General features: G+C 63.7%; 20 protein-coding genes. 8 read left to right on the top strand and 12 right to left on the bottom strand.

All coding sequences use genetic code 11. The features are described from left to right. Both HMPREF2886_RS20395 and vqsR read right to left on the bottom strand, forming a co-directional pair. Positions 1–814 (bottom strand): STN domain-containing protein (locus HMPREF2886_RS20395; RefSeq protein ID WP_168172028.1); only part of this gene is annotated, 814 nt, incomplete at its 3' end. Between the two features lie 119 nt (positions 815–933). Continuing rightward, positions 934–1,740, bottom strand: coding sequence for a transcriptional regulator VqsR (gene vqsR, locus HMPREF2886_RS20400; protein WP_033973495.1), 807 nt, complete (start codon positions 1,738–1,740; stop codon positions 934–936). Positions 1,741–1,892: 152 nt separating this feature from the next. On the opposite strand from vqsR, the gene HMPREF2886_RS20405 reads away from it, so the two are divergent. Further along, complete coding sequence (locus HMPREF2886_RS20405; RefSeq protein WP_033978109.1) at positions 1,893–2,996, top strand: polyamine ABC transporter substrate-binding protein; 1,104 nt, start codon at positions 1,893–1,895, stop codon at positions 2,994–2,996. 206 nt (positions 2,997–3,202) lie between these two features. After that, on the top strand, positions 3,203–3,775 hold the full coding sequence (gene qteE, locus HMPREF2886_RS20410; protein WP_003090369.1) for a quorum threshold expression protein QteE: 573 nt from the start codon (positions 3,203–3,205) through the stop codon (positions 3,773–3,775). 66 nt (positions 3,776–3,841) lie between these two features. Here qteE and HMPREF2886_RS20415 read toward each other — a convergent pair whose 3' ends face one another. The 8 genes from HMPREF2886_RS20415 to HMPREF2886_RS20450 form a co-directional block, all read right to left on the bottom strand. Continuing rightward, positions 3,842–4,801, bottom strand: coding sequence for an aliphatic sulfonate ABC transporter substrate-binding protein (locus HMPREF2886_RS20415; protein ID WP_033973493.1), 960 nt, complete (start codon positions 4,799–4,801; stop codon positions 3,842–3,844). A gap of 134 nt (positions 4,802–4,935) precedes the next feature. Then, the gene (locus HMPREF2886_RS20420) at positions 4,936–5,892 is read right to left on the bottom strand and encodes an ABC transporter substrate-binding protein (protein WP_033973492.1); all 957 of its coding nucleotides are present in this window, start codon (positions 5,890–5,892) and stop codon (positions 4,936–4,938) included. Between the two features lie 11 nt (positions 5,893–5,903). Continuing rightward, positions 5,904–6,890 (bottom strand): aliphatic sulfonate ABC transporter substrate-binding protein, encoded by a 987-nt coding sequence (locus HMPREF2886_RS20425; RefSeq protein WP_070748204.1) that lies wholly within the window; start codon positions 6,888–6,890, stop codon positions 5,904–5,906. A gap of 107 nt (positions 6,891–6,997) precedes the next feature. Further along, positions 6,998–8,149: an acyl-CoA dehydrogenase family protein gene (locus HMPREF2886_RS20430; protein ID WP_033978106.1), complete on the bottom strand. Its 1,152-nt coding sequence runs from the start codon at positions 8,147–8,149 to the stop codon at positions 6,998–7,000. 4 nt (positions 8,150–8,153) lie between these two features. Next, complete coding sequence (locus HMPREF2886_RS20435; protein WP_033978105.1) at positions 8,154–9,236, bottom strand: LLM class flavin-dependent oxidoreductase; 1,083 nt, start codon at positions 9,234–9,236, stop codon at positions 8,154–8,156. A 9-nt stretch (positions 9,237–9,245) separates the two neighbouring features. Continuing rightward, complete coding sequence (locus HMPREF2886_RS20440) at positions 9,246–10,190, bottom strand: ABC transporter substrate-binding protein (protein WP_033973486.1); 945 nt, start codon at positions 10,188–10,190, stop codon at positions 9,246–9,248. 9 nt (positions 10,191–10,199) lie between these two features. Beyond that, the gene (locus HMPREF2886_RS20445) at positions 10,200–11,267 is read right to left on the bottom strand and encodes an LLM class flavin-dependent oxidoreductase (protein WP_003130938.1); all 1,068 of its coding nucleotides are present in this window, start codon (positions 11,265–11,267) and stop codon (positions 10,200–10,202) included. A 339-nt stretch (positions 11,268–11,606) separates the two neighbouring features. Further along, positions 11,607–12,503, bottom strand: coding sequence for a LysR family transcriptional regulator (locus tag HMPREF2886_RS20450; RefSeq protein ID WP_057388990.1), 897 nt, complete (start codon positions 12,501–12,503; stop codon positions 11,607–11,609). 112 nt (positions 12,504–12,615) lie between these two features. On the opposite strand from HMPREF2886_RS20450, the gene HMPREF2886_RS20455 reads away from it, so the two are divergent. The 5 genes from HMPREF2886_RS20455 (at position 12,616) to HMPREF2886_RS20470 (ending at position 17,819) form a co-directional block, all read left to right on the top strand. Next, entirely contained in the window at positions 12,616–13,221 is a 606-nt protein-coding gene (locus tag HMPREF2886_RS20455; RefSeq protein ID WP_003097613.1) for a 3-mercaptopropionate dioxygenase, read from the top strand. Further along, positions 13,218–14,801: a rhodanese-related sulfurtransferase gene (locus tag HMPREF2886_RS20460; RefSeq protein ID WP_070748206.1), complete on the top strand. Its 1,584-nt coding sequence runs from the start codon at positions 13,218–13,220 to the stop codon at positions 14,799–14,801. Before HMPREF2886_RS20455 ends, HMPREF2886_RS20460 begins: the two co-directional genes overlap by 4 nt. Before the next feature lie 855 nt (positions 14,802–15,656). Further along, positions 15,657–16,025: a hypothetical protein gene (locus HMPREF2886_RS34345; RefSeq protein WP_128722327.1), complete on the top strand. Its 369-nt coding sequence runs from the start codon at positions 15,657–15,659 to the stop codon at positions 16,023–16,025. Positions 16,026–16,104: 79 nt separating this feature from the next. Beyond that, positions 16,105–16,698 carry a hypothetical protein gene (locus tag HMPREF2886_RS20465; RefSeq protein ID WP_031634371.1) on the top strand — a complete coding sequence of 198 codons (594 nt, stop codon included), beginning with the start codon at positions 16,105–16,107 and terminating at the stop codon, positions 16,696–16,698. Between the two features lie 5 nt (positions 16,699–16,703). Next, on the top strand, positions 16,704–17,819 hold the full coding sequence (locus HMPREF2886_RS20470) for a helix-turn-helix domain-containing protein (protein ID WP_023083466.1): 1,116 nt from the start codon (positions 16,704–16,706) through the stop codon (positions 17,817–17,819). Positions 17,820–17,835: 16 nt separating this feature from the next. On the opposite strand, the gene HMPREF2886_RS20475 is transcribed toward HMPREF2886_RS20470, so the two are convergent. Both HMPREF2886_RS20475 and HMPREF2886_RS20480 read right to left on the bottom strand, forming a co-directional pair. Beyond that, a complete protein-coding gene (locus HMPREF2886_RS20475; RefSeq protein WP_058128931.1) occupies positions 17,836–18,897 on the bottom strand; it encodes a phage portal protein in 1,062 nt (353 codons plus the stop codon). After that, entirely contained in the window at positions 18,897–20,657 is a 1,761-nt protein-coding gene (locus HMPREF2886_RS20480; RefSeq protein WP_070748284.1) for a terminase ATPase subunit family protein, read from the bottom strand. The genes HMPREF2886_RS20475 and HMPREF2886_RS20480 overlap by 1 nt, the downstream gene beginning before the upstream one ends. Before the next feature lie 155 nt (positions 20,658–20,812). Here HMPREF2886_RS20480 and HMPREF2886_RS20485 point away from each other — a divergent pair, with 155 nt between their 5' ends. Beyond that, positions 20,813–21,634, top strand: a complete 822-nt coding sequence (locus HMPREF2886_RS20485; RefSeq protein ID WP_015967183.1) for a GPO family capsid scaffolding protein — start codon at positions 20,813–20,815, stop codon at positions 21,632–21,634. Positions 21,635–21,660 lie beyond the last annotated feature (26 nt).

Consider the following 21,660-nt stretch of genomic DNA (forward strand, 5'->3'; position numbering starts at 1 on the left):
GGATGACGTTGATCACCCCGGCGATGGCGTCCGAACCATACTGTGCCGAAGCGCCGTCGCGCAGCACCTCGACCCGTTCGATGGCGTTGATCGGGATGGTGTCCAGGTCGACGCCGGTGGAGCCCTTCTCCAGCCCCCCGCTGATATTGAGATTGGCCGTTTCGTGGCGACGCTTGCCGTTCACCAGCACCAGCACATGGTTGGGGCTCAGCCCGCGCAGCGACTGCGTGTGGGTCAACGCCGAGGCGTTGAACGGCTGGGCCTGGCGGGTCAGCGAGGGCAGCAGTTTGACCAGCGCATCGCGCAGGTCGACCGCGCCGCTGCTGCGTAGCTGGGTAGCGCTGACCACATCGATCGGGCTCAGGCTGTCCTGCGCTCTCACATCGCTCTTGCGCGTGCCGGTGACCACCACGGTGGACAAGGTCGGCGCCACCGCCGCACCTCGCGTCTCCTGCTCAGGCGCCTGTCCGCGGCGCAGGACGAAGGCACCGCTTTCGTCCTGCGCGTATGCCAGCCCGCTGCCGGCCAGGGCACGCCGCAAGGCATCCTCGACACTGAGCCGGCCGCGGATATCCGGTCCGCGCAACCCCGCCACCAGGCGCTGGTCGAAGGCGATCGGCACATGTCCCTGGCGCACGATGTTCAACAACACCTCGGCCAGTTCGCCGGGCGCTATGTCGAATACCCGGGGCGCCGTGGCCACGTCGCGCGGCCCACCGTCGGCGGCCTGCACCTCGCCCTGCAGCGCGCAGGCGAGCCCCACCGCACAGAGCACGGGGGTCAACGAACGAGAGGAAAGACGTACATCGGGCATGGTCGAATCGTCCTGGATGGAATTCGCCCATGAGTGCAATCCGACGCCGGCTTTTTCAGCATCGGGCAATATGAATTTCGCATAACCTTATGCGCCCGGATTCCTCCGCAGGCGGCACACTAGCGTGCGTCGGCGAGCCGCGGCGCGGGCGGGTTGATCAATAGCGCGAATATCTCGGAGTGGGACTTCACGTTCAGCTTCGCGTAGATGTGCCGGCGATGCACCTTGATGGTGGCGATCGACAGCGTCAGCCGATCCGCTATTTCCTTGTTCGAATATCCATCCAGCATCAGCCGGATGACATCTGACTCCCGCGCGGTCAGCGGCGATATCAACCCTCTCCAGGGCTGGACTTCCACCTCCGCCGCTGCGATCGGTTTCGCCTCCTCCCTGACCGCATCCTCGAAGTGGATGCGTTTTTTCATCAGCGCGATAACCCACGGGCGAAGCAACTCGAACAGAGCGATCTGCTCTGCACCGAAGCGGCTCTCGCTGCCCAACGACAGGCACAGGGTTCTTTCGCCATCCAGCGGGACGTTATATTGAACTTCGTCCGTCACCACATAGTGCGCAAAGTACGTATTGTAATATTCGGTCGTTTCGAAATCTTCGGAGACGATATCCGCAAGATGAAAAAGCCCGCCGCGCCGACAGTTTCTGGATACCTGGTAGAAAGGATCTTGCAGATAGAGTCCGGTTATATATCGACTGATCAGCGGGTCCGGCTCGACTTCTTCTCTCTCCTCCTCCATGAAGGAAAGAATCAAGGGACTGGAATCGCTGAATATCAGGGCCGCCCAGTTGTCGACGGGGGCGAACTGGCCGAGGGTCTGCGCCAGGAACCGCCAGAAGAGCGGCCGGTCCAGCGCTTCGAGCAACTTTCCCAGTGACTCGTGCCAGGCGCCGCCGTGCAATGCGATATCCACACAACTACTCCTCTGGGATTAGTCACTCGGCGTTATGTCATGAAGAGTTCCAATGTGCATAATATCGATGCCTTCGAAGATAGCCACAGGTCAGAACTACCAGTTCTGGTAGGTGCAAAATCCAACTTGTTTCGTTTCGGAAAGGGAATCCAATGAAAAAAGTTTGTGCACTGGCGTTATCGATCCTGACGACGATCGGTGCGACAGCGGCGGACAGTGCATGGGCTGCGCAAACCAGCGTCCATCTTTACAACTGGTATGACTTCATCGCCCCGGAAACGCCCAAGGCCTTCCAGCGGGAGACCGGCACCCGTGTCGTCCTCGACACCTTCGACAGCGCCGAGACCGCGCAGGGCAAGCTGATGGTCGGCCGCTCCGGCTACGACGTGGTGGTGATCACCTCCAACATCCTGCCCGGGCTGATCAAGGCGGGCGTCCTTCAGGAACTCGACCGCGACCGGCTCCCCCACTGGAAGAACCTCGACGCGGACATCCTCGGGAAGCTTCAGGCCAACGATCCCGGCAATCGCTATGCCGTACCTTATCTCTGGGGAACCACCGGGATCGCCTACGACGTGGACAAGGTCCGCAAGCTGCTCGGCCCCGACGCGCCGGTCGACTCCTGGGACCTGATCTTCAAGGAGGAGAACATCTCCCGCCTCAGCCAGTGCGGCGTGGCCACGCTGGACTCCTCCACCGAGCTGGTGTCCATCGCCCTCAACTACCTGGGCCTGCCGCACAACAGCCAGAATCCCGAGGACTACCAGAAAGCCCAGGAACTGTTGCTGAAGGTTCGCCCCTACATTCGCTATTTCGACTCCTCCAGAGTCGACACCGACCTCTCCAACGGCAACGTCTGCGTGGTGGTCGGCTGGCAAGGCACGGCGTACATGGCCCAGGTCAACAACGAACAGGCCGGGAACGGTCGCCATATCGCCTACAGCATTCCCCGGGAAGGCTCGCTGGTCTGGGCCGAGAACATGGTGCTGCTCAAGGACGCACCGCATCCGCAGCAGGGTTATGCGCTGATCGACTACCTGCTGCGTCCGGAGGTCATCGCCAGGACCTCCAACTACGTGGGCTATCCGAATGGCAACCAGGCGGCGCTGCCGCTGGTAGAGCGGAAGCTGCGGGAAAACCCGGCGGTTTACCTGAGCAAGGAAACCATGGCGACCCTCTTCCCGCTGGAAACCCTGCCACTGAAGGTCGAGAGAATCCGTACCCGGGTCTGGAGCCGGGTCAAGACCGGGAGCTGACACCCGCCCGAGACGCCCCCTGGAAGCAGGGGAGCGCCCGGAGCCAGAAAAATCCAGCGAGGTCCGCCAGGACCGGCGCTCGCGCTCTTCACCGGGCGAGGCTCTGCCTCGTCCGTCAGGATGCGGCTTGCCGGCTGACCTGCGACCGATAGAGATACCTCTCCCCCAGGGCGGGAAAGCCCCGGGCATGCCTGATGGAGAAAACCATGCTTATCCATTTCTGCCCCAGGCTGCTGACGCCTGCGGGGTTCGACCTGCCGTGCGAGCTGATCGACATCCGCATCAAGGAGTTCGACCTGCACCTGCTTGGCGGGCGCGACGTGGTGGCGCGTCACCCCCTCCCCGACAAGCGCTACCACGTGGCCTGCCGCAAGTCCGGTTGCAAGGCGGTGAATGGCCTGCTGGTGGACGTCGAAAAGCACGTTCCGCTGTTCACCGTGGACACCCGCTGGAGCATCGACGCCGAAGTGGTCCTGCGCCACCGCGTCGAGTACGTGGTGCTCGACGCCGAGCACGATGCGGTGAGCGACTACATGCTGCTGTGGTGCGACGAGGTGCCCAACTACTTCCTCGGCCAGAGCACCCCGGCCATGCAGGTTCCGTTGATGGAGTTGATGCGCGGCAATGCGTTGCAGACCGAGCGGCAGGATGTGTTCCGCCTGCCGACGCTGAGGTCCGAACGCCTGCGCCAGGGCAACGCCGATGCCAACCAGCATCTTCCGAGCCGTGAGCAGGCATTCCACGTCAAGGCCGAGCAGATCAGCTATGGGCTGGCTTGAAGGACACGCGCCAGCGGCAAGCTACGCTGGCCGCCGGTGCCGCGCATCACAGGGCAGCCGCGCCGCTCAGTGCCGCGGCTGCCATATCTCCACGGCGCGCGCATCCACCGGTTTGGGTAGCAGTCCCTGGGCGTGGAAGGCGTCGGCGATGCGCTGTTGCTCGTCGAGGCCGTCTGCGCTCACCGGTTGCACGTCGTAGCTGCGCCGCGCATTAGCCTGCTCGACGGTAGCGGCATCGAGATTGCCCCACAGCGGCCCCAGCACCTTGGCCGCGTCGGCCGGGTGGCTCTTGAGCCAGCGCCCGGTGCGCTGCAGTTCGGCGAAGACCTGCTGGAGCACTTCAGGATGTTTCCTGGCGTAGTCGCTGGAGGCGAGGTAGTAGCGCTGGTAGCTGGCCAGGCCCTGGCCGTCGGCCAGTACCCGCGCGCGTTGTTGGCGCTGGGCGCTTGCCACGTAGGGGTCCCAGGTCACCCAGGCGTCGACCTTGCCGTTCTCGAAGGCGGCGCGGCCGTCGGCTGGCGTCAGGTAGGCTGGCTGGATGTCGGAGAACTCAAGCCCCGCGCTGGCCAGCGCGGCGATCAGCAGGTAGTGGCTGCCGGCGGCCTTGGTCACGGCGATGCGCTTGCCCTTCAGCTCGGCCAGGGACTTCAGCGGCGAATGTTCGCCGACCAGTATCGCCTGCGCCGCGGGCGAAGGTGTTTCGCGGGCGAAATAGGTCAGGCGAGCGCCCGCCGCCTGGGCGAACACCGGCACGGTGTCGGCGACGTCGGCGGAGAGATCGACGTTGCCGACATTGAGCGATTCGAGCAACGGCAGGCCGCTGGGGAACTCATGCCAGGACACCCGGATGCCCTGCCTGGCCAACTCGCGCTCGAAGGTGCCCTGGCTGCGGATCAGGGTCAGCAGAGTCGAAGATTTCTGGAAGCCGATGCGCAGGACCTCCTCGGCCTGTGCGCCACCAATGCCCGAGAGGACGACGGAAGCGGCAAACACGATGGCCAAGCGACGCAGGAATAGACGAGACATGCGATGACTCCTCGGATAGGTGCGAGCGCCCGCAGGGACGGAGTTCCGGCTGCCGGCGACGGAATGGATAGATTATTGGAATAAAAAACAATCGATGAATAACTTATGGTTATCCATTAATGCCCGGGCAGCGCCTACCGGATATCCGCATCCGACGCCTGCCAGACCGCAAAGCCGCTGGCGAAGGTCGGCCGCACATCGAGGCGCTGCGGCATCAATCCATGGGCCTGGTAGAAATCGGCGGTCTCCTGCTGCTGGCCGAGCGTTCGCTCATCCAGCGCCTGCCAACGCAAGCGCCGGCGTTCGAACTGCAAGCGCGCGGCGTCCTCGGGGAAGCCGATGACCTGCGCCAGGCTTCGCGAATACTCGTCCAGGTGCAGGTACGCCCAGCGCTGGGCGCTGGCCAGGCGTTGCAGGTAGTCCTGCAGCACGGCGCGCTTCGCCGGATCGGCCAGTGCGCTATCGGTAGCAGCGAGGAAGCTGTTGCCAGCCCACAGGCCGCGACCGTCGACCAGTACCCGAGCCTTGTCGGCGGTCTCCGCGAACGCGGTGTAGGGCTCCCAGGTCGCCCAGGCATCCACGGAACCATTGGCGAGGGCCATTTTCGCGTCCACCGGGCCGAGGAAGCGGAATTCGACGTCCTTCTCGCCCAGCCCGACCGAGGCCAAGGCCTTGAGCGCGACGAAGTGGCCGATGGAACCGCGCCCGGTGGCAATGCGCTTGCCTTTCAGGTCGTTGGCCGAGCGCAGCGGCGAATCCCCTCTCACCAGCACGGCGGTACCGTAGGGATCGGATTTGTCGACGGCGATGGCCTTCAGCCGGGCACCGGCGGCCAGGGCGAAGAGCAATGGCGCGTCGCCGATGATGCCGGCATCCACCGCACCGGCATTGAGTGCTTCGGCGAGGGGGGCGGCGGCGGGGAATTCGAACCAGCGGATGTCGTAGGTCAGGTCGTCCAGCGCGCCGGCAGCCTCCAGCTGGGCGCGCATGTTGCCTTTCTGGTCGGCCAGGCGCAGGGTCACGCGCTCGTCGGCACAGGCCTGGCCGACGAGCAGGCAGAGAAGCAGGAACAGGCTCAGGGTCTGACGCATTCCGTAACTCCTCAACGCTGGCCGACGCGGAGGTCGGCGGGCAACTGGCGGGCTACTTCGGCAGCACCGGCGGACAGGCTGAAGTCGAACGCCGGGGCGACCTCCAGCGACTTCGGCAGCACGCCTTCGGCATGGAAGAAATCGGCGGCGGTCTGCAAGGTGGCGGCAATCTCCGGACCGAAGACCACAGGACTGATGCGCGCCTCGCCAACCCAACGCCGAGTGACTTCGCGCGGCATGTTCAGATCCTTGGCCAGGGCCTCGGCGAACGCCTCCGGGTGCCTCAGGGCCCATGCCTGGGCACGCGCCAGGCGGGTCAGCAGGTCGCTGATCGCGGCCTTCTTGCCGGCGATCGCAGCGTCGCTGGCCAGGGCATAGGAGTAGCCGGTCATGATCCCGGCTCCGTTGTCGATGACCCGCGCCTGATCGAGCAGCACGGCGCTGGAGGTATAGGGCTCCCAGGGTACCCAGGCATCTACCGAGCCACGCACGAGGGCGGCGCGGCCGTCCACCGGACCGAGGAAGGAAAAGCTTATGTCCTGCGGTCCGAGGCCGGCGCGACGCAACGCGCCAAGGGCGAGGAAGTGCCCCCAGCCACCGCGATTGACGGCGATGCGCTTGCCCTTGAGGCCGGCCACCGAACGGATCGGCGAGTCCTTGCCGACCACCAGCGCCACGGTCGCCGGGTTGAAGTGCCAGGCGCCCACCGCCTTGAGCGGCGCGCCGGCAGCGTAGACGAAGAGAAACGGGATGTCGCCGGTAAAGCCTATGTCCAGGGCCCCGGCGTTGAGCGCCTCGAGCACCGGTGCACCGGAGGGGAACGCCGACATTTCCAGCTTGTACGGCAGGTCGTCGAGCTCGCCGGACGCACGCAGGGCGGCGTAGCGGTCGCCTTTCACATCGCCCAGGCGCAGGCTGATGAGGTCGGCGGCGCTGGCGGCTCCAGCCAGCAGGGTCGCGGCCAGCAGGCCGGCAAGCACACACAGGGGTCGTTTCATGGGCAATCTCCAGGCAGCTCCGCACGGAGCCGGGGCTATCCTGGGCTATCCGTTCCGCCGGTGCGGTCGCCGACAAGGCCAGGGTCGAGAATCGTGGGAGGTACGTTTCAAAGACTCAGCGCCGCCCTCCCCGCCGCGCTCCAGACGCTATCTTTCTGCGGCGTGTGGACACGTCCGCAAAGCACGTCGCGGTAGTGCCGCTGTAGCGGATTGTGCCGGCTGAGGCCATGGTTGCCGCTCAGTTCCAGGGCCTTCTCGACCACCGCCAACGCGTTGTCGATGACCGCGACCTTGAGCAACCCGGAGTCGCTGGCGGGCAACTGTCCGCAGCACGCGGCATCGAGCAGCAGGCGATTCTGCAGGAGCAGGCCGTCGATCCCGCCGAGCGCCTCCTGCATCCTCGGCAGGCTCGCCAACGGCGCGCCGAGACTGGCCGGCACGCGCTCGCGCAGCCAGCCGACGAGCCACTCGCGGGCGCTCCCGGCGATACCGTCGTAGAGCGCACCAAGCAACACCGCGCTAGCCTGGGCGAAGTCGCGCAGCACGGCCTGGTCCGGCGCCGGAGGCTGGTCGTGGGGATGCAGGCCGATGGCGTTTTCCAGAGGCACCGCCACCTCTTCGAAGAGCACCTCATGGCTGCCACTGGCGCGCATGCCCAGATGGTCCCAGCTCTCCACGATACGGATGCCTGGGCTGTCGCGGCGCACCAGCCAGGTACCCAGGCGTGGGATCGGCTCGTCGCTGCGCGCCCATACCGCCAGCCAGGTCAGGCCGGGAATGCCGGTGGTGTAGAGCTTGTGCCCGGACAGCCGCCAGCCGTCGCCGACACGCCGCGCCAGCGTACCCGGCAGACCGCCGCGTGATGGCGAACCCAGCTCGGGCTCCACGCGCAGGCTATTGATCAACGCCCCCTGCTCCAGCACCTCGCGCGCCACGCGCCGCTTGAGCGCGCCGGGCCAATCGGGGTTATCGGCCAGGCGCCGCAGATGCAGGTACTGCATGCACAGCACCAGCGCCGTGGAGGGCTCGCCGCGGGCCACCGCGCCGATTACCCGGCGCAGCTCGCCGAGGCTGGCGCCGGGACCGCCGAGCGCAGGCGGCAGGGCCAGGGCGAGCAACCCGTGGTGTCGCAGCAGGGCCAGGTTGGCATGGGGAAAATCTCCGCTGCGGTCATGGGCATCGGCGCTTTCCGCCAGTTGCCGGGTCAGTTCCGGCAGCCGTTCGTCGAACGCCGCCGAGGGAGTCTGCAGGACGGCCATGGGATCAGGCCGTAGCGCGCCGGCGCTCGCGCTCGGCGACTTTGGCGCGGGTCAGCGGGATCAGCTCGCGGCCATATTCCACGGCATCGGCGAGGGGATCGAAACCGCGGATGAGGATATTGCGCACGCCCAGGTCGTAGTAGGCGAGCAGCGCATCGGCCACCTGTTCCGCGGTACCGACCAGGGCGGTGGAGTTGTGCCCGCCGCCGACCAGCCTGGCGATTCCGGTCCAAAGGCGCTCGTCGAGGCGCTCGCCCTGCTCCACCGCCTTGAGCAGACGCTGGGCGCCGACGCTCTGCGGCTTGCCCTTGGGGAAGCCGGCCTCGCCCAGGCGCGCGCCGGCGCTTGCGCGTATCGCCTCGGCCTTGGCCCAGGCCTCGTCCTCCGTGCGCCCGAGGATGGGCCGGAACGACAGGCTGAATTCCACTTCGCGACCATTCGAGCGCGCCTGTTCGCGCACAGCGGAGATGGTTTCGGCGGCCTGTGCCAGGGGTTCGCCCCAGAGCATGAACACATCGGCCTGCTTGCCGGCGACCTTCAGCGCGGCTTCCGAGGAGCCGCCGAAATACACCGGGATGTGCGGTTTCTGCTGCGGACGGATGGCCGAGAAGGCTTGCTCCACGCGGTAGTGCGCACCGTGGAAATCGAAGGGTTCGGTGCTGGTCCAGGTACGCTTGAGCAGTTCGATGAATTCGTCGCTGCGGGCATAGCGCTGGTCGTGGTCGAGATAATCGCCGTCCTTGCGCTGGTCGGCGTCGCTGCCGCCGCTGATGATGTGCACCGCCAGGCGCCCGTCGAGGAGGTGTTCGAGGGTCGCCAGCTTGCGCGCGGCCAGGGTCGGGGCGACGAAACCGGGGCGGTGCGCCAGCAGCAGACCGATCCGGGAAGTGGCCAGGCCAGCGGCGGCGGCCACCAGGAATCCATCCGGCTGGTCCGACCAGTAGCCGACCAGGATTCGATCGAAGCCGGCCTCTTCGTGGGCACGGGCGAAAGCGGCGATATAAGGCTTGTCGAGGATAGGTCCGACCGGCTCGAGGGTCTCCGAGGCCAGGCGATGGCCGATCATGCCGAGAAACTGGATGCTCATGGTCCGTACTCAGTGGAAGGCTTCGTTGAAGGACGTGTCGATCACCGTGGAGGTGTCGAACGGCTTGGGCAAGGCACCGGTCTGCAGCAGGAAATCCGCGGTCTCCTGGTAGTCGGCGGCGGCCTGGGCGTCTACCGGGCCGACGCTCATGCCGGCCTGGCCGATCCAATGGCGGGAGACTGCCCGGTCGAGATTGGCCTTCTGCGCCCAGAGGTCGGCGTACTGCTCCTTGTGTGCCTCGACCCAGGCCCGTGCCTTGCGCAGGCGGCCGAGGAAGTCGGCGATCTGCGCGCGCCTGGGCTCGATGGAGGCAGCGTTGGCGGCGATGCTGGACAGCCCCGGCATCAGGTCGCGGGCGGTGAGAATCGGCCGTGCGCCGGAAACCACGATCTGCTGCGAGATATACGGTTCCCACACCGGAAAGGCATCGATGCTGCCGCGCGGCAAGGCGGCGGCGGCGTCGATCGGCATCAGCTTGACGAACGCCACGTAGTCCTTCGGCAGGCCGGCTTTCTCCAGCGCGCGCAAGGTCAGTTGCTGGCTCCAGGCACCGGGCCAGTAGGCGACTTTCCTGCCCTTGAGATCGGCAATGCTGCGCACCGGAGAATCCTTCGGCACCAGCAGGGCTATGGTATCGGGGTTCTGCCGCGAGACGCCGACCAGCTTCACCGGCGCCCCCTTGGCGGCGAGGAAGATGAAGCCCGAGTCGCCGAGGAAACCCAGGTCCAGCGCTCCGGCCTGCAACCCTTCGGCCACCGGCGCGGCGGACTGGAAATGCTTCCATTCGACCTGGTACGGCGCGCCTTCGAGAACTCCCGAAGCCTCCATGGAAGCCCGCACGTTGTAGTAGTTCTGGTCGCCCACACGCAACGTCGGCAGGTCTGCGGCCTGGGCCAGGGAAGCGCCGAGCAGAAGCGTGACGAAGCTGGCTAGCAGGTATTGCTTGAGTTTCATCGGAGTTCCTCAACCGGCGTGCCGCAACAGCGGCAGGCGGGCGATATGGTCGTGTATGGCGGGAATCAGGCCCTGGCCGTAGCGCACGGCGTCGCCGAGCGGATCGAAGCCTCGAATCAGGAAGGTCGAGACGCCCAGCCGGTAGTACTCGCCAAGCGCAGCGGCGACCTGCTCGGGGGTGCCTACCAGGGCGGTGGAATTCCAGCGCGCCCCGGTCAGCCGGGCCACACCGGTCCACAAACGGCTGTCGAGCACCTCGCCCTGCTCGGCGGCGGCCAGCAGGCGCTGCGAACCGACGTTCTGCGGCTGGTGGTCGCGCAGCGGCAGGCCGAGGCGCGCACGGTTCTCGCGGACCTGTTCGAGCACTTCGGCGGCACGCTTCCAGGCGGCCTCCTCGGTATCCGCGACGATCGGCCGGAATGACACCGAGAAGCGCGGATCACGTCCCTGGGCCTTGGCGGCGGCGCGCACTCGGCGGATATGCCCGTCGACTGCGGCCAGCGGCTCGCCCCAGAGCATGTAGGTATCGGCGTGCCTGGCGGCGACCTCGATGGCTGCGTCGGAGGAGCCACTGAAATAGATCGGTATGTGAGGCGACTGGCGCGGGCGCACCGCTGGCGAGGCGCCCTGGAAGCGGTAGAACTCGCCGTCGAAATCCACCGGTCCCGTGGCGGTCCAGATAGCACGCAGGGCTTGCAGGTATTCGTCGGTACGGGCGTAGCGGCGATCATGATCGAGGTAGTCGCCATCGCGCGCGAGATCCTCGTCGTTACCGCCACTGACTACGTTCAGGGCCAGGCGGCCCTCGCTGAACTGATCCAGGGTGGCCAGTTGGCGTGCCGCCAGCGGCGCTGCGATCACCCCCGGGCGATAGGCCAGGAGAACGCCAAGGCGCCGGGTGGCAGCGGCGACGAAGGAACTGACCACCGCGCCCTCGGCGGCATTGCTGAAATACCCCACCAGCACCCGGTCGAAGCCGGCGTCCTCATGGGCCTGGGCGAAACGCCGGACGAAACCGGCGTCCACTGCCTCCCCCAACGGCTGGTCCACCTCGGAACTCGGTGTGGCGGTGATCATGCCGAGAATTTCCACGCTCACGCTGTTGCCCTCGCCTGGGCCGCTCGACTGATAAGGTTGGCGGCTGTCGTTATAAGAAAAACATCTGCATGGGTGCTTTTCTTAGAAGCTACAGGCTGAAACTACATGATGGAAATTCATTTTTGTCATATCTTAATATGCTAAATACGCATATTTAGCTTTTCCGTCTTTGCGTTTCCCAGGGCGGACACTATGCGTAGCCGCCCTCGCTCCCTCTTCCCTCTTAAGCGAAAAGGGGCTCGCAGGGGAATGTTGATCCCGACTGCCGCCCCTTCTCATTCACGCGCCCGTCTCCCGGGGATCTCCCGGCGCCGCTACTCAACCGGCTTGCATATCCAACCCCTCGGCCACCGCCCTGCCGAACAGCCGTGCCGGCGTTTCGAGGTTGCCCAGCAGGCGCGGACGCACCAGCCAGAGCTGGATCAGCGGCTGGAAATCCTCCAGTTGCAGCACCCGCAACTGATCGCGGTAGCGGCTACGCGCCAGGGCCGGCGCCGGCACCAGGCCGAGCCCCCGGCCCGCGGCCACCAGGCCCAGTTGCAGCTCGCTGCCGAAAGTCTCGAGGTTCAGTTGCAGGCCCAGGCCCTGGTCGGCCAGGGCCCGTTGCAGGCCGGCACGGAAGCCGCAGCCATCGGGGTTGAGCACCCAGCCATGGTGGTAGCAATCGAGCAGGCGTCGCGCCTGGATGGCACTGTCGCGGGCGACCACCACGCAGAGATCCATGCGCCCCAGGGGCGTGGCGCCGAGTTCTTCGGGGAACACCTTGCTTGGCGGAAACAACACCACTGCCGCGTCCAGTTCGGCATTCTCCAGGCGCGCCAGCAAATGGCTACCCCAGCCAGTGCCGACCTGCGCGCGCAGCTCCGGGTACTCGTCGGCCAGCCGCCGAAGGGCATCCAGCAACACCACCTCGCCGATACTCTGCGGCACGCCCAGGCGCAGCACGCCACTTGGTGCGGCGTCACCGGCCACCAGTTCGCGCAGGCCATCCACCTCGCGCAACACCCGCCGGCACTGTTCGTAGACCCGCAGTCCGCTGGCGGTGGGTTTGAGCGGCTTGGTATTGCGGTCCAGCAATGCCACTCCGAGGGACTCCTCCAGGCTCTGCACCCGCCGGGTGATCGCAGACTGGGTCAGGCCCAGGCTCTCGGCGGCCTGGCTCAGGGAAGCGTTGCGGATCACCGCGACGAAGGCGTCGATGTCATCGATTTTCATGGGGCCGGCACCAATTGCATTTCTCGCATATTAGCTTAGATTCAAAATGCATTTCAGGAATAAAAAAGCGTTTGCTACCGTACCGCCAGAACTTCCCGGAGTGAATCCCCGCATGTCATCCATCCTGCGCCTCGACCGCCTGCGCCAGTTCATCGGCGAGCTGGCGACACTGCTCGACAGCCGTCCCGACGAATCCACCCTGCTCGCCCAAGCCCACCCCCTGCTGGCCGAGCTGGTGCGCCAGGACGACTGGCTGCCGGAAGACTGCGCCCGTCCCGATCCACAGCGCTACCAACAGTACCTGCTGCATGTCGACTCGCGGCAGCGCTTCTCGGTGGTCAGCTTCGTCTGGGGGCCGGGCCAGATCACACCGGTACACGATCATCGGGTCTGGGGCCTGATCGGCATGCTCCGCGGGGCCGAATACTCGCAGCCGTACGCCTTCGATGCGGGTGGGCGTCCGCATCCCAGCGGAGCCCGTCGACGCCTGGAGCCCGGCGAGGTCGAAGCGCTGTCGCCACGCATTGGCGACGTGCACCAGGTCAGCAACGCCTTCAGCGACCGCACATCCATCAGTATCCACGTCTACGGCGCCAATATCGGCGCGGTACGGCGTGCCGTGTTCAGCGCCGAAGGTGAGGAAAAACCCTTCATTTCCGGCTATTCCAACAGCCGCTTGCCCAATATCTGGGACCTGTCGAAAGAGAACCCCGCATGAGCCAGATCGCCGTACGCACCTTCCACGATATCCGCGCCGCTCTCCTCGCCCGCCGGGAGCTGGCGCTGCTCGACGTGCGCGAGGAGGACCCGTTCGCCCAGGCCCATCCCCTGTTCGCCGCCAACCTGCCGCTGTCCAGGCTGGAACTGGAGATCCATGCCCGGGTGCCGCGCCGCGACACGCCGATTACCCTCTACGACGACGGCGAAGGCCTGGCGCCGGTCGCCGCGCAACGCCTACTCGACCTCGGCTACAGCGACGTGGCCTTGCTCGATGGCGGCCTGTCCGGTTGGCGCAACGCCGGCGGCGAGCTGTTCAGGGATGTGAACGTGCCGAGCAAGGCCTTCGGCGAACTGGTGGAGGCCGAGCGCCACACGCCATCGCTGGCCGCGGAGGAAGTACAGGCTTTGCTCGACGCCAGGGCCGACGCGGTGATCCTGGATGCCCGTCGTTTCGACGAATACCAGGCCATGAGCATCCCCGGCGGCATCAGCGTGCCCGGCGCCGAACTGGTGCTGCGCGTCGCCGAACTGGCGCCGGACCCGCGCACCCGGGTGATAGTCAACTGTGCCGGGCGCACCCGTAGCATCATCGGTACCCAGTCGCTGCTCAACGCCGGCATCCCCAACCCGGTGGCGGCACTACGCAACGGCACCATCGGCTGGACGCTGGCCGGCCAGCAACTGGAACACGGCCAGACGCGACGCTTCGGTGCGATCTCGCAGGACACTCGCAAGGCCGCCGCCCAGCGCGCCCGTGCCGTCGCCGACCGCGCCGGCGTCGAACGCCTCGACCTGGCCGGACTGGCCCAATGGCAGGACGAGCACGACCGCACCACCTACCTGCTCGACGTACGCACGCCCGAGGAATACGAAGCCGGCCACCTGCCTGGCTCCCGCTCCACGCCCGGTGGCCAGCTGGTTCAGGAAACCGACCATGTCGCCAGCGTGCGCGGCGCGCGCCTGGTACTGGTGGACGATGATGGCGTGCGCGCCAACATGAGCGCCTCCTGGCTGGCCCAGATGGGCTGGCAGGTCGCGGTACTGGACGGGCTCTCCGACGCCGACTTCAGCGAGAGAGGCGCCTGGAGCGCGCCGCTGCCGAGGCAACCCCGGGCCGACACCATCGACCCGACCACCCTTGCCGGCTGGCTGGGCGAACCGGGCACCCGGGTGCTCGACTTCACCGCCAGCGCCAACTATGCGAAACGCCACATCCCCGGCGCCGCCTGGGTATTGCGCAGCCAGTTGAAGCAGGCACTGGAACGGCTGGGCACGGCCGAGCGCTACGTACTCACCTGCGGCAGCAGCCTGCTGGCGCGCTTCGCCGTGGCGGAAGTCCAGGCACTCAGCGGCAAGCCGGTGTTCCTTCTCGACGGCGGCACCAGCGCCTGGGTCGCCGCCGGCCTGCCGACGGAAGACGGCGAAAGCCTGCTGGCGTCGCCGCGCATCGACCGCTACCGCCGCCCCTACGAAGGTACCGACAATCCGCGCGAAGCGATGCAGGGCTACCTGGACTGGGAGTTCGGCCTGGTGGAACAACTCGGTCGCGACGGAACCCACGGCTTCTTCGTGATCTGAAGCCATTACCCGGCGAAATCGGAGAGTCATCGAATCGACGCCGGGCAGGCTGCGGAAACGATCCGGAAGAGCAGCACCCCGAAAATGCAAAAGCCCCGCTCAGCGGGGCTTTTCAGTACGCGGATATGGCGGAGGCGGTGAGATTCGAACTCATATGAAACGCCCCAACCTCGCTAGAGGCCGCATTATTCCTGGGCCCTACTGTTCATTTTCACTCGCGTTTGTTCCCAGAGTGTTCCCAGCGTGTGCAAGAGAGCCTGGAAGCCTCCCGTCAGACCTGCCGTCCCAGGGCAACAGCCGGATTTCATGTTGACCCATTGAAATGGGGTAATTTTGGTAATCTCTCTTTGAAAAATAAATTTTTACCTTTAATTTCAATAGCTTATGAAAAATCCTTAAAGGTAATAATATGGTAATTTTGAGGTAATCGAATTACCTTTCTCGAAGGTAAGCTCCTCAATTCACCACCCCCTTAAAAATCAATAAGTTACAGAAAAATTACCTTTTCAATTACCCTAAATTACCTTTCAAGGTAATCGCTGAAAGCCAGGAACCACGCGGCCTTCAATCATCTTCAACTGTCAAATTACCAAAATTACCTTTTCCCAAGGGGTCGAGAGAAAACCAGGCAAGGAGAGGGCTTTGGCCGCTCCCAGAAAAGCACCTGCTCTGCAGGGTTTCGCAGGGATTCATCACCGCAGAAAGCCACCAGCAGCGCCCCGCCAAGCCTGCTGGCTGGGGTCCGCAGAAAGTGCAGAAAAAGAGGTCTATTTAGAGCGGAGGCGTGGCGGGGGGACGACTGCGCGCGCCAACTGATATTCTGGCTCCAGACGCCTGTTTGCGAAGGGGATATGGATGGGAGAAGCAAAAAATCGTGGCTCGAAGGCTGAGCGAGTCCAACAAGCAAGAGAACGGCAAAGCCAGGTAGCAGAGTCGCTAGGCCTCAAACGCCGTCCACTTTCAGACATCAAAGCCGAGCTTGGCCTACCCGACTCAGCCGCCTTCCACGGTTACGCGGTTCACATACCTGCCTCTGATGAGTTCCTATGCAATATCAAGGAAAGCGATCTCCAATCTGCAAGGCAGTGGATCAAAGGTCCAGCAGCAGCGCTCTGCTTCGATGAGATCGACGAAGCCATCGCACTCGTGCGACAGGATCGTGGAGAGATGGTTGTCGGCGTTTTCGAGACCGAGAGTCAATACCACGTCGCAGAGGTGTTCTGACTCCGCCCACCTGGTTGACAAAAGTAGAAATTTGCCAGATTCTTTGGTTGACAAAAATCCGTTTTTGCCAGGAACCCTCATGAGCAGCCGACACCCATCTTCGTTTTTCCCTGACCTGACTGACGAGCGCCTGGCAAAAATTGCCGAACTCCTGCTCGACATCCGCTTCAACACTCTGCGTGAAATGGATTCGCCTTATGACGACTCCTATACCCGGGAGGCAACCGTTTTCGGACGGTCCCGAAACCTGCTCATTGAGCAGTGTCTGAGCCGCAGATACAGTTGGTTGAGTTTGGCAAACCCTGGCATGGACGTCACCTTCCGCATTGGCAGTGTTCCATGCCGTTTTTTCCGAGATGACCCAGAAAACCCTGACAAGAAGGGTTTCTTCAAGCGCAACGCCGTTGATGACTTGCTTGCTGAAGACGATAGCACTCCAGTGATGTGGCGATTCGTAGTCGAGCGGGCATTGACCGACGAAGACGAAGACAGAGTCTTCTTCATCGGATACAACGTTTACCAAGATAAAGTGTCTCAATGGGCCTACGGTGCTTCGGGTCCAGTACTTCACAGTGTGGATCACGAAACTCCTGCTTCCAGAGAGCTGCAGCCTGCTGAGGTTGACGTCCGTGATGACTCCATTGAAAAGAGCGATAAAGCTCAATCTGAGTGAAGTAGATGAACACCGTTTTTGACGGAGCATCTCTCAGACTAGCCCGCGTTTTTAGCGGGCTAGCTCTTGAAGAGGTAGCGGAAAAGGTCGGCAAAACTCGCCAGTACCTTCATAAACTAGAAACAGGGCAAGGATCGCCAACAGAGCAACTTATGGGCGACCTCGCAGAGGCCTTAAAGGTAGAGGTCGGTTTCTTCGCGCCTAAGCCACACCGATTGAATGAGGACCAATTTCACTTTAGGAAGCTACTCACCACCAAAAATACCATCAAGCAGGTTGCTATCGCCCGAGGCGAAATGATCGACTCTTTGATCAAGTTTCTTGACCAAGAGCTTCGGCTGCCCCCCATAGGTATTCCTAGCATTCCAATGGTACAGTCCTTTGAGGACATCGAGCGCGCAGCCGAGCATTGCCGAAAAGAATGGGAGCTTGGTCTAGGCCCTATAGCCAATATGACTCGACTCGCAGAGAACCTGGGAGCTTTGGTAACTACATTCCAAGGGTTATCGAAGGAAATCGACGCCCTCTCAGTGTCCGTTGAGCGCCCTTTCATCGTACGTAACTCTGCGAAAGAGAGTGCTTGTCGGCAGCGGTTTGATATTGCTCATGAACTAGGACATCTAGTCATGCACGAAGGTATTGTTACCGGCGACCGGGTTACTGAGGGGCAAGCCAATAGGTTTGCCAGCGCCCTACTTCTACCTCGTTCCATGATGGCTAAACTATTCCCACGTCCCAATGGTAGTAGGCTTGACTGGAAGGGAATGCGTGAGTTCAAGTTGACTTGGAAGGTCAGCAAGGCCGCAATTCTTTATCGAGCAAAACAACTGGATCTCATCACCGAGACTCAGTATAAGACTGGGGTAATGACACTAAAAAAATATGGCGAGTCAGATGGAGAGAAAGATGATTATCTGATCGACCAAGAGCCGCCAGAGATGCTTGCCCGATCTTTTTTCATTCTTGCAGAAAAGAAGGGTATACGTGCAACTGAAATCGCAAAGGCTCTTCAAGTTAAGCCGGAATTCCTTCGAGAACTTACGGGCTTGGAGTCCTTGGTTTTAGGACCTACGACCGCTCCTCCCACTCGGGGAGCGGCCTATCTAAGATTGGTGAAGTGACCCTGACCAGCTAGCTCTAGTTCAACTTAGTGCTAGCTGGTTCGAATTGTCGAAACCTAACAACCTCCTCCTCGATAATTTCATTTAATTGCTGCAAGCGCGCCTGCATTGGCTCCAGTTCCAGGCTAGCCCAGACCGCTGCCGCGTCGCTGATGGATCCGAACCCACCAGCGTTCTGCGGCACCACCCCCATCAGCTGCGGATATACCCGCAGGCCGGCAAGTTGGTCGTCGCGGCTGATGTTCTTGATCGAGCCGAACTCATCCTTCGCTGCCACCTCGCTGACCGGAATCAGTTGGATCCCCTCCTTCTTCCCGTTCGGCGCGTAGACGAACAGGTTGCGGAAATTGCCCGGCCCCTTCGCGGTCTTCAGCGCCGTGCGCAGCGCGTCGATGTCTTCCTCGTTCTGTGCGGCGTCGGTCATGTAGAGGATGAAGCCGGCGTGGCTCCCGTTGTTGTAGTACTTACGCCGGAACAGCGTGGCCGACTCGTTCAGCAGGGCACTCTGCAGGGCGCAGAACCACTCTGGCACTCCGTAGATTTCCTGATTGATGTCGGCCTCGCGCAGCTGGATCACGCTGCCCTTCTCGAATTCGTGCTCATCCTTCCAGCTACGCACCTGATAGAACGTCTCCAGATCGGTGCCGCGGCGCATGTACTTGGCCAGCGGCGCCTGCAGCGGCATCCGCGTACCCAGGCGAGAACGAGGCTGCTCGAGGTAGGCCGAGCCGAATGTCAGCCAGTCCAGGGAGAACTGCTCGAACGTCGCCCGGCTGAGCAGGCGGTGCGGGATGAAGGTCTTGGCCAGCATGTTGCGCTTGAACTTCAAGCCCGACTGCAGGTAGACGCTCGACCCCACCGCCTTGGCCAGCCCCTCCATGGAAAGCGGCGGCTCGTACCACCGCCCGTTCGACCAGCACTCGAGATAGTCGAGGATGCCCCGGCCGTCGAGCACAGGCATCGGATCACCGAAGGTGAAGGCCTCGGCACGGCCGCCCTGGCGCGGGATGAACTCGCCTTCCTGGGCGGACTGGACTGTAACCGGCTGCTGGCGGCGGTGGCTGCGACGTTTGCTCATCAGAAAATCTCCATGCGCCCGGTATTCGCGGGGGTCTGCCCCTCGAGCGGCTCGTTCTGCAATGCGTGGAATAGCGCCCAGGCCAGATCGGCGTGGCCGGTGTTGTCGTTGCGGCCGGCGGTGTAGGTGAACTGGCGTCCACCGGCCGTGATGGTCTTGCGGATAGCCATCAGCGCCTGGGCCAGGTCGGTCCAGCCGGCGTCGAATTCGAGGCGGCCGTTCTTGATCACCGACCAGGCCTTCATGACCAACTGCGTCTTCACCTCAGGCGAGTAGCTGAAGGTGCGCACCCCCGGGAAGAACTGGCGCACCAGTTGCGCGACGCCAGACCCCATCCCGGTGGTGTCGACGCCAATGTAGGTGACCCAGTAGCGCTGGGTCATCTTGCGGATGAATTCGGCCTGCTCGGCGAAGTCCTTGCCGCGGAACTGATGGCGCTCCAGCACGCGGAACTTGCCGCCCGGTACCGCCGGCGGCGCCACCACCACCAGACCCGCAGTGTCGCCCGTCTCGGCGGGGTCATAGCCCAGCCACACCTGGCGATCACCGAACGGCCGCAGCGCGAACGGCTTGTAGTCCTCCGACCACAGGTCCCAGCTATCGACCATGCATGGCTGCAGCATGGTCAGCGGGAAAATGCTCGCGCCGTCGTCGACGAACTGGCACATCAGCAGGTTCTGGAAAGCCTCGGCGTCGTACTCGAGACGCAGCTCGTCGATGTCGAACAGGTCGCAGCCACGGGCCTCGGCATCGAGGATCGTGACGATCTGGCGCCAGATGCGGTCCTCGCACAGTCGCCCTTGCTGCAGGGCGTCATGACTTACGTCGATCTTGATGCGATCGGCGGCCGGCTTGCCCTTGTTGAAGCGCTCGCCAGTCCAGAATGCGTAGGCCTCATGCGCCATCGAGCTGGGCGTCGAGAAATAGGTCCGCCGGTAGCGCTTCTGCATCGCCATACCGCTGGCGACCTTGTTCAGCTCCTTGAACTTGAACGTCCAGAAGAACTCGTCGAAGTAGAAGTTACCGTGGTAGCCCTGGGCAGTCCGCGCATTGGTACCGAGGAAGTGCAGTTCCGCGCCGTTCGGCAGGATGATCGGGTCGCCCTTCAGTTCGACACCTACCGCATCGCGCGCGAAGGCCTGGATATACGCCTTGAAGATGTGTGCCTGGGCCTTGCTGGCCGACAGGAATATCTGGTTGCGCCCCGTTTCCAGCGCGTCGATCAGCGCCTCGCGGGCGAAGTAGAACGTGGCGCCGATCTGTCGCGACTTGAGAATCACGCGGGTTCGCTGATTGCCCGCGCGGTACCAGTCTTTCTGGTAGTCGAAGCAACCGTCGAGGAAGGCCTCGACCAGTTTCTCGGTCAGTTCCTCACTGATGTCGTTGCGCTTCGGCTTGCGCTTGGGACCTTCGTTACGCTTGGCAAGCTCGGGGTTCAGGTCGGTTTCCGTACCACCGCCCTGGTAGCGCTGGATCCGCGCCTGGCGCTCAAGCTGCCGATGCAGCAGGTCGATTTCCTTGTAGTCACCGCCGGTCTTGCCGTCCTTCAGGATCAACTGAACCAACCGGGCTTCCAGGGCGCCCCCGATCCGTTCTACGCTGTCGGCCCGGTCCCATCCGTCGCGGTCCTTCCATGAGTGAAGGGTCTTGTCCTTCTCGCCCAGGTGGTCGGCGATGTCGCAGACACGCCAGCCCATCCAGTACAGGAATTTGGCCTGGCGGCGGTTGTCACGGATGGGAATTTCGACGGCAGCGTTCATGGCGCAGATGCTGCCGCCCACCCTCGCCCCTCAGTAGCGCCGCCCCTTGTAGCTCCGCGCCCTACAATCCCGCTTGATTGCTGGGCCGCGCGCGCGTCCCGAACATGCCCCTCATTGCCATGCACCCCGCATCAGCCGCATTGAGGACTCCCGGCATGAAGAAATTCCGCAGCAAATGGTTCCGCATCGCCGTCGAAGGGGCGACCACGGACGGCCGCAACATCGAGCGCGACTGGATCGAGCAGATGGCCGCGCAGTACGACCCGAACACCTACGGCGCGCGGATCAACTGCGAGCACATCAAGTGGGCCTGGCCGGCTGGTGAGTTCGGCGCCTATGGCGACGTGCTGGCGTGCAAGGCGGAAGAGATCGACATCAACGGGCAGAAGAAGCTCGCCCTCTTCGCCCAACTGGAGCCCAACCAGGCGCTGCTGGAACTGAACAAGCAGCGGCAGAAGGTCTACACCTCGGTCGAGATCGATCCCAAGTTCGCCGACACCGGCAAGGCCTACTTGGTCGGCCTGGCCATTACCGACTCGCCCGCCAGCCTGGGTACCGAGGCGCTCTCCTTCAGTGCCAAGAACGGGACCCTCGCCAGCCGCAAGACCAATCCCGACACCCTGTTCAGCGCTGCCGAAGAGGGCACCCTTGAGTTCGAGGAATACGAGGACAAGCCCTCGGTCGGCGCAGCGCTGTTCACCAAGGTCAAGGAATTGCTCAAGGGCAAGGAAGCCCGCACCCAAGCCGAGTTCGGCCAGGTCGGCGAGGCCGTCGAAGCGATCGCCGAGCACAGCCGCGACCTGGGCGAGCAACTCGGCGAGCAGAAGAAGCAGACCCAGCAACTGGCCAGCCAGCTGGACAAGGTCACCAAGGAACTGGCGGACCTCAAGAGCACCCTCGATAGCACCCGGGACCACAGCCAACAGCAGCGGCCCCCGGTCACCGGTGGCGGCAGTGTCGCCCTGACCGACTGCTAACCGTCCCCCGCCCCGGTATCCAAAGG

Origin of the sequence: Pseudomonas sp. HMSC066A08, from assembly GCF_001813025.1 — a bacterium.
GTDB lineage: Bacteria > Pseudomonadota > Gammaproteobacteria > Pseudomonadales > Pseudomonadaceae > Pseudomonas > Pseudomonas aeruginosa.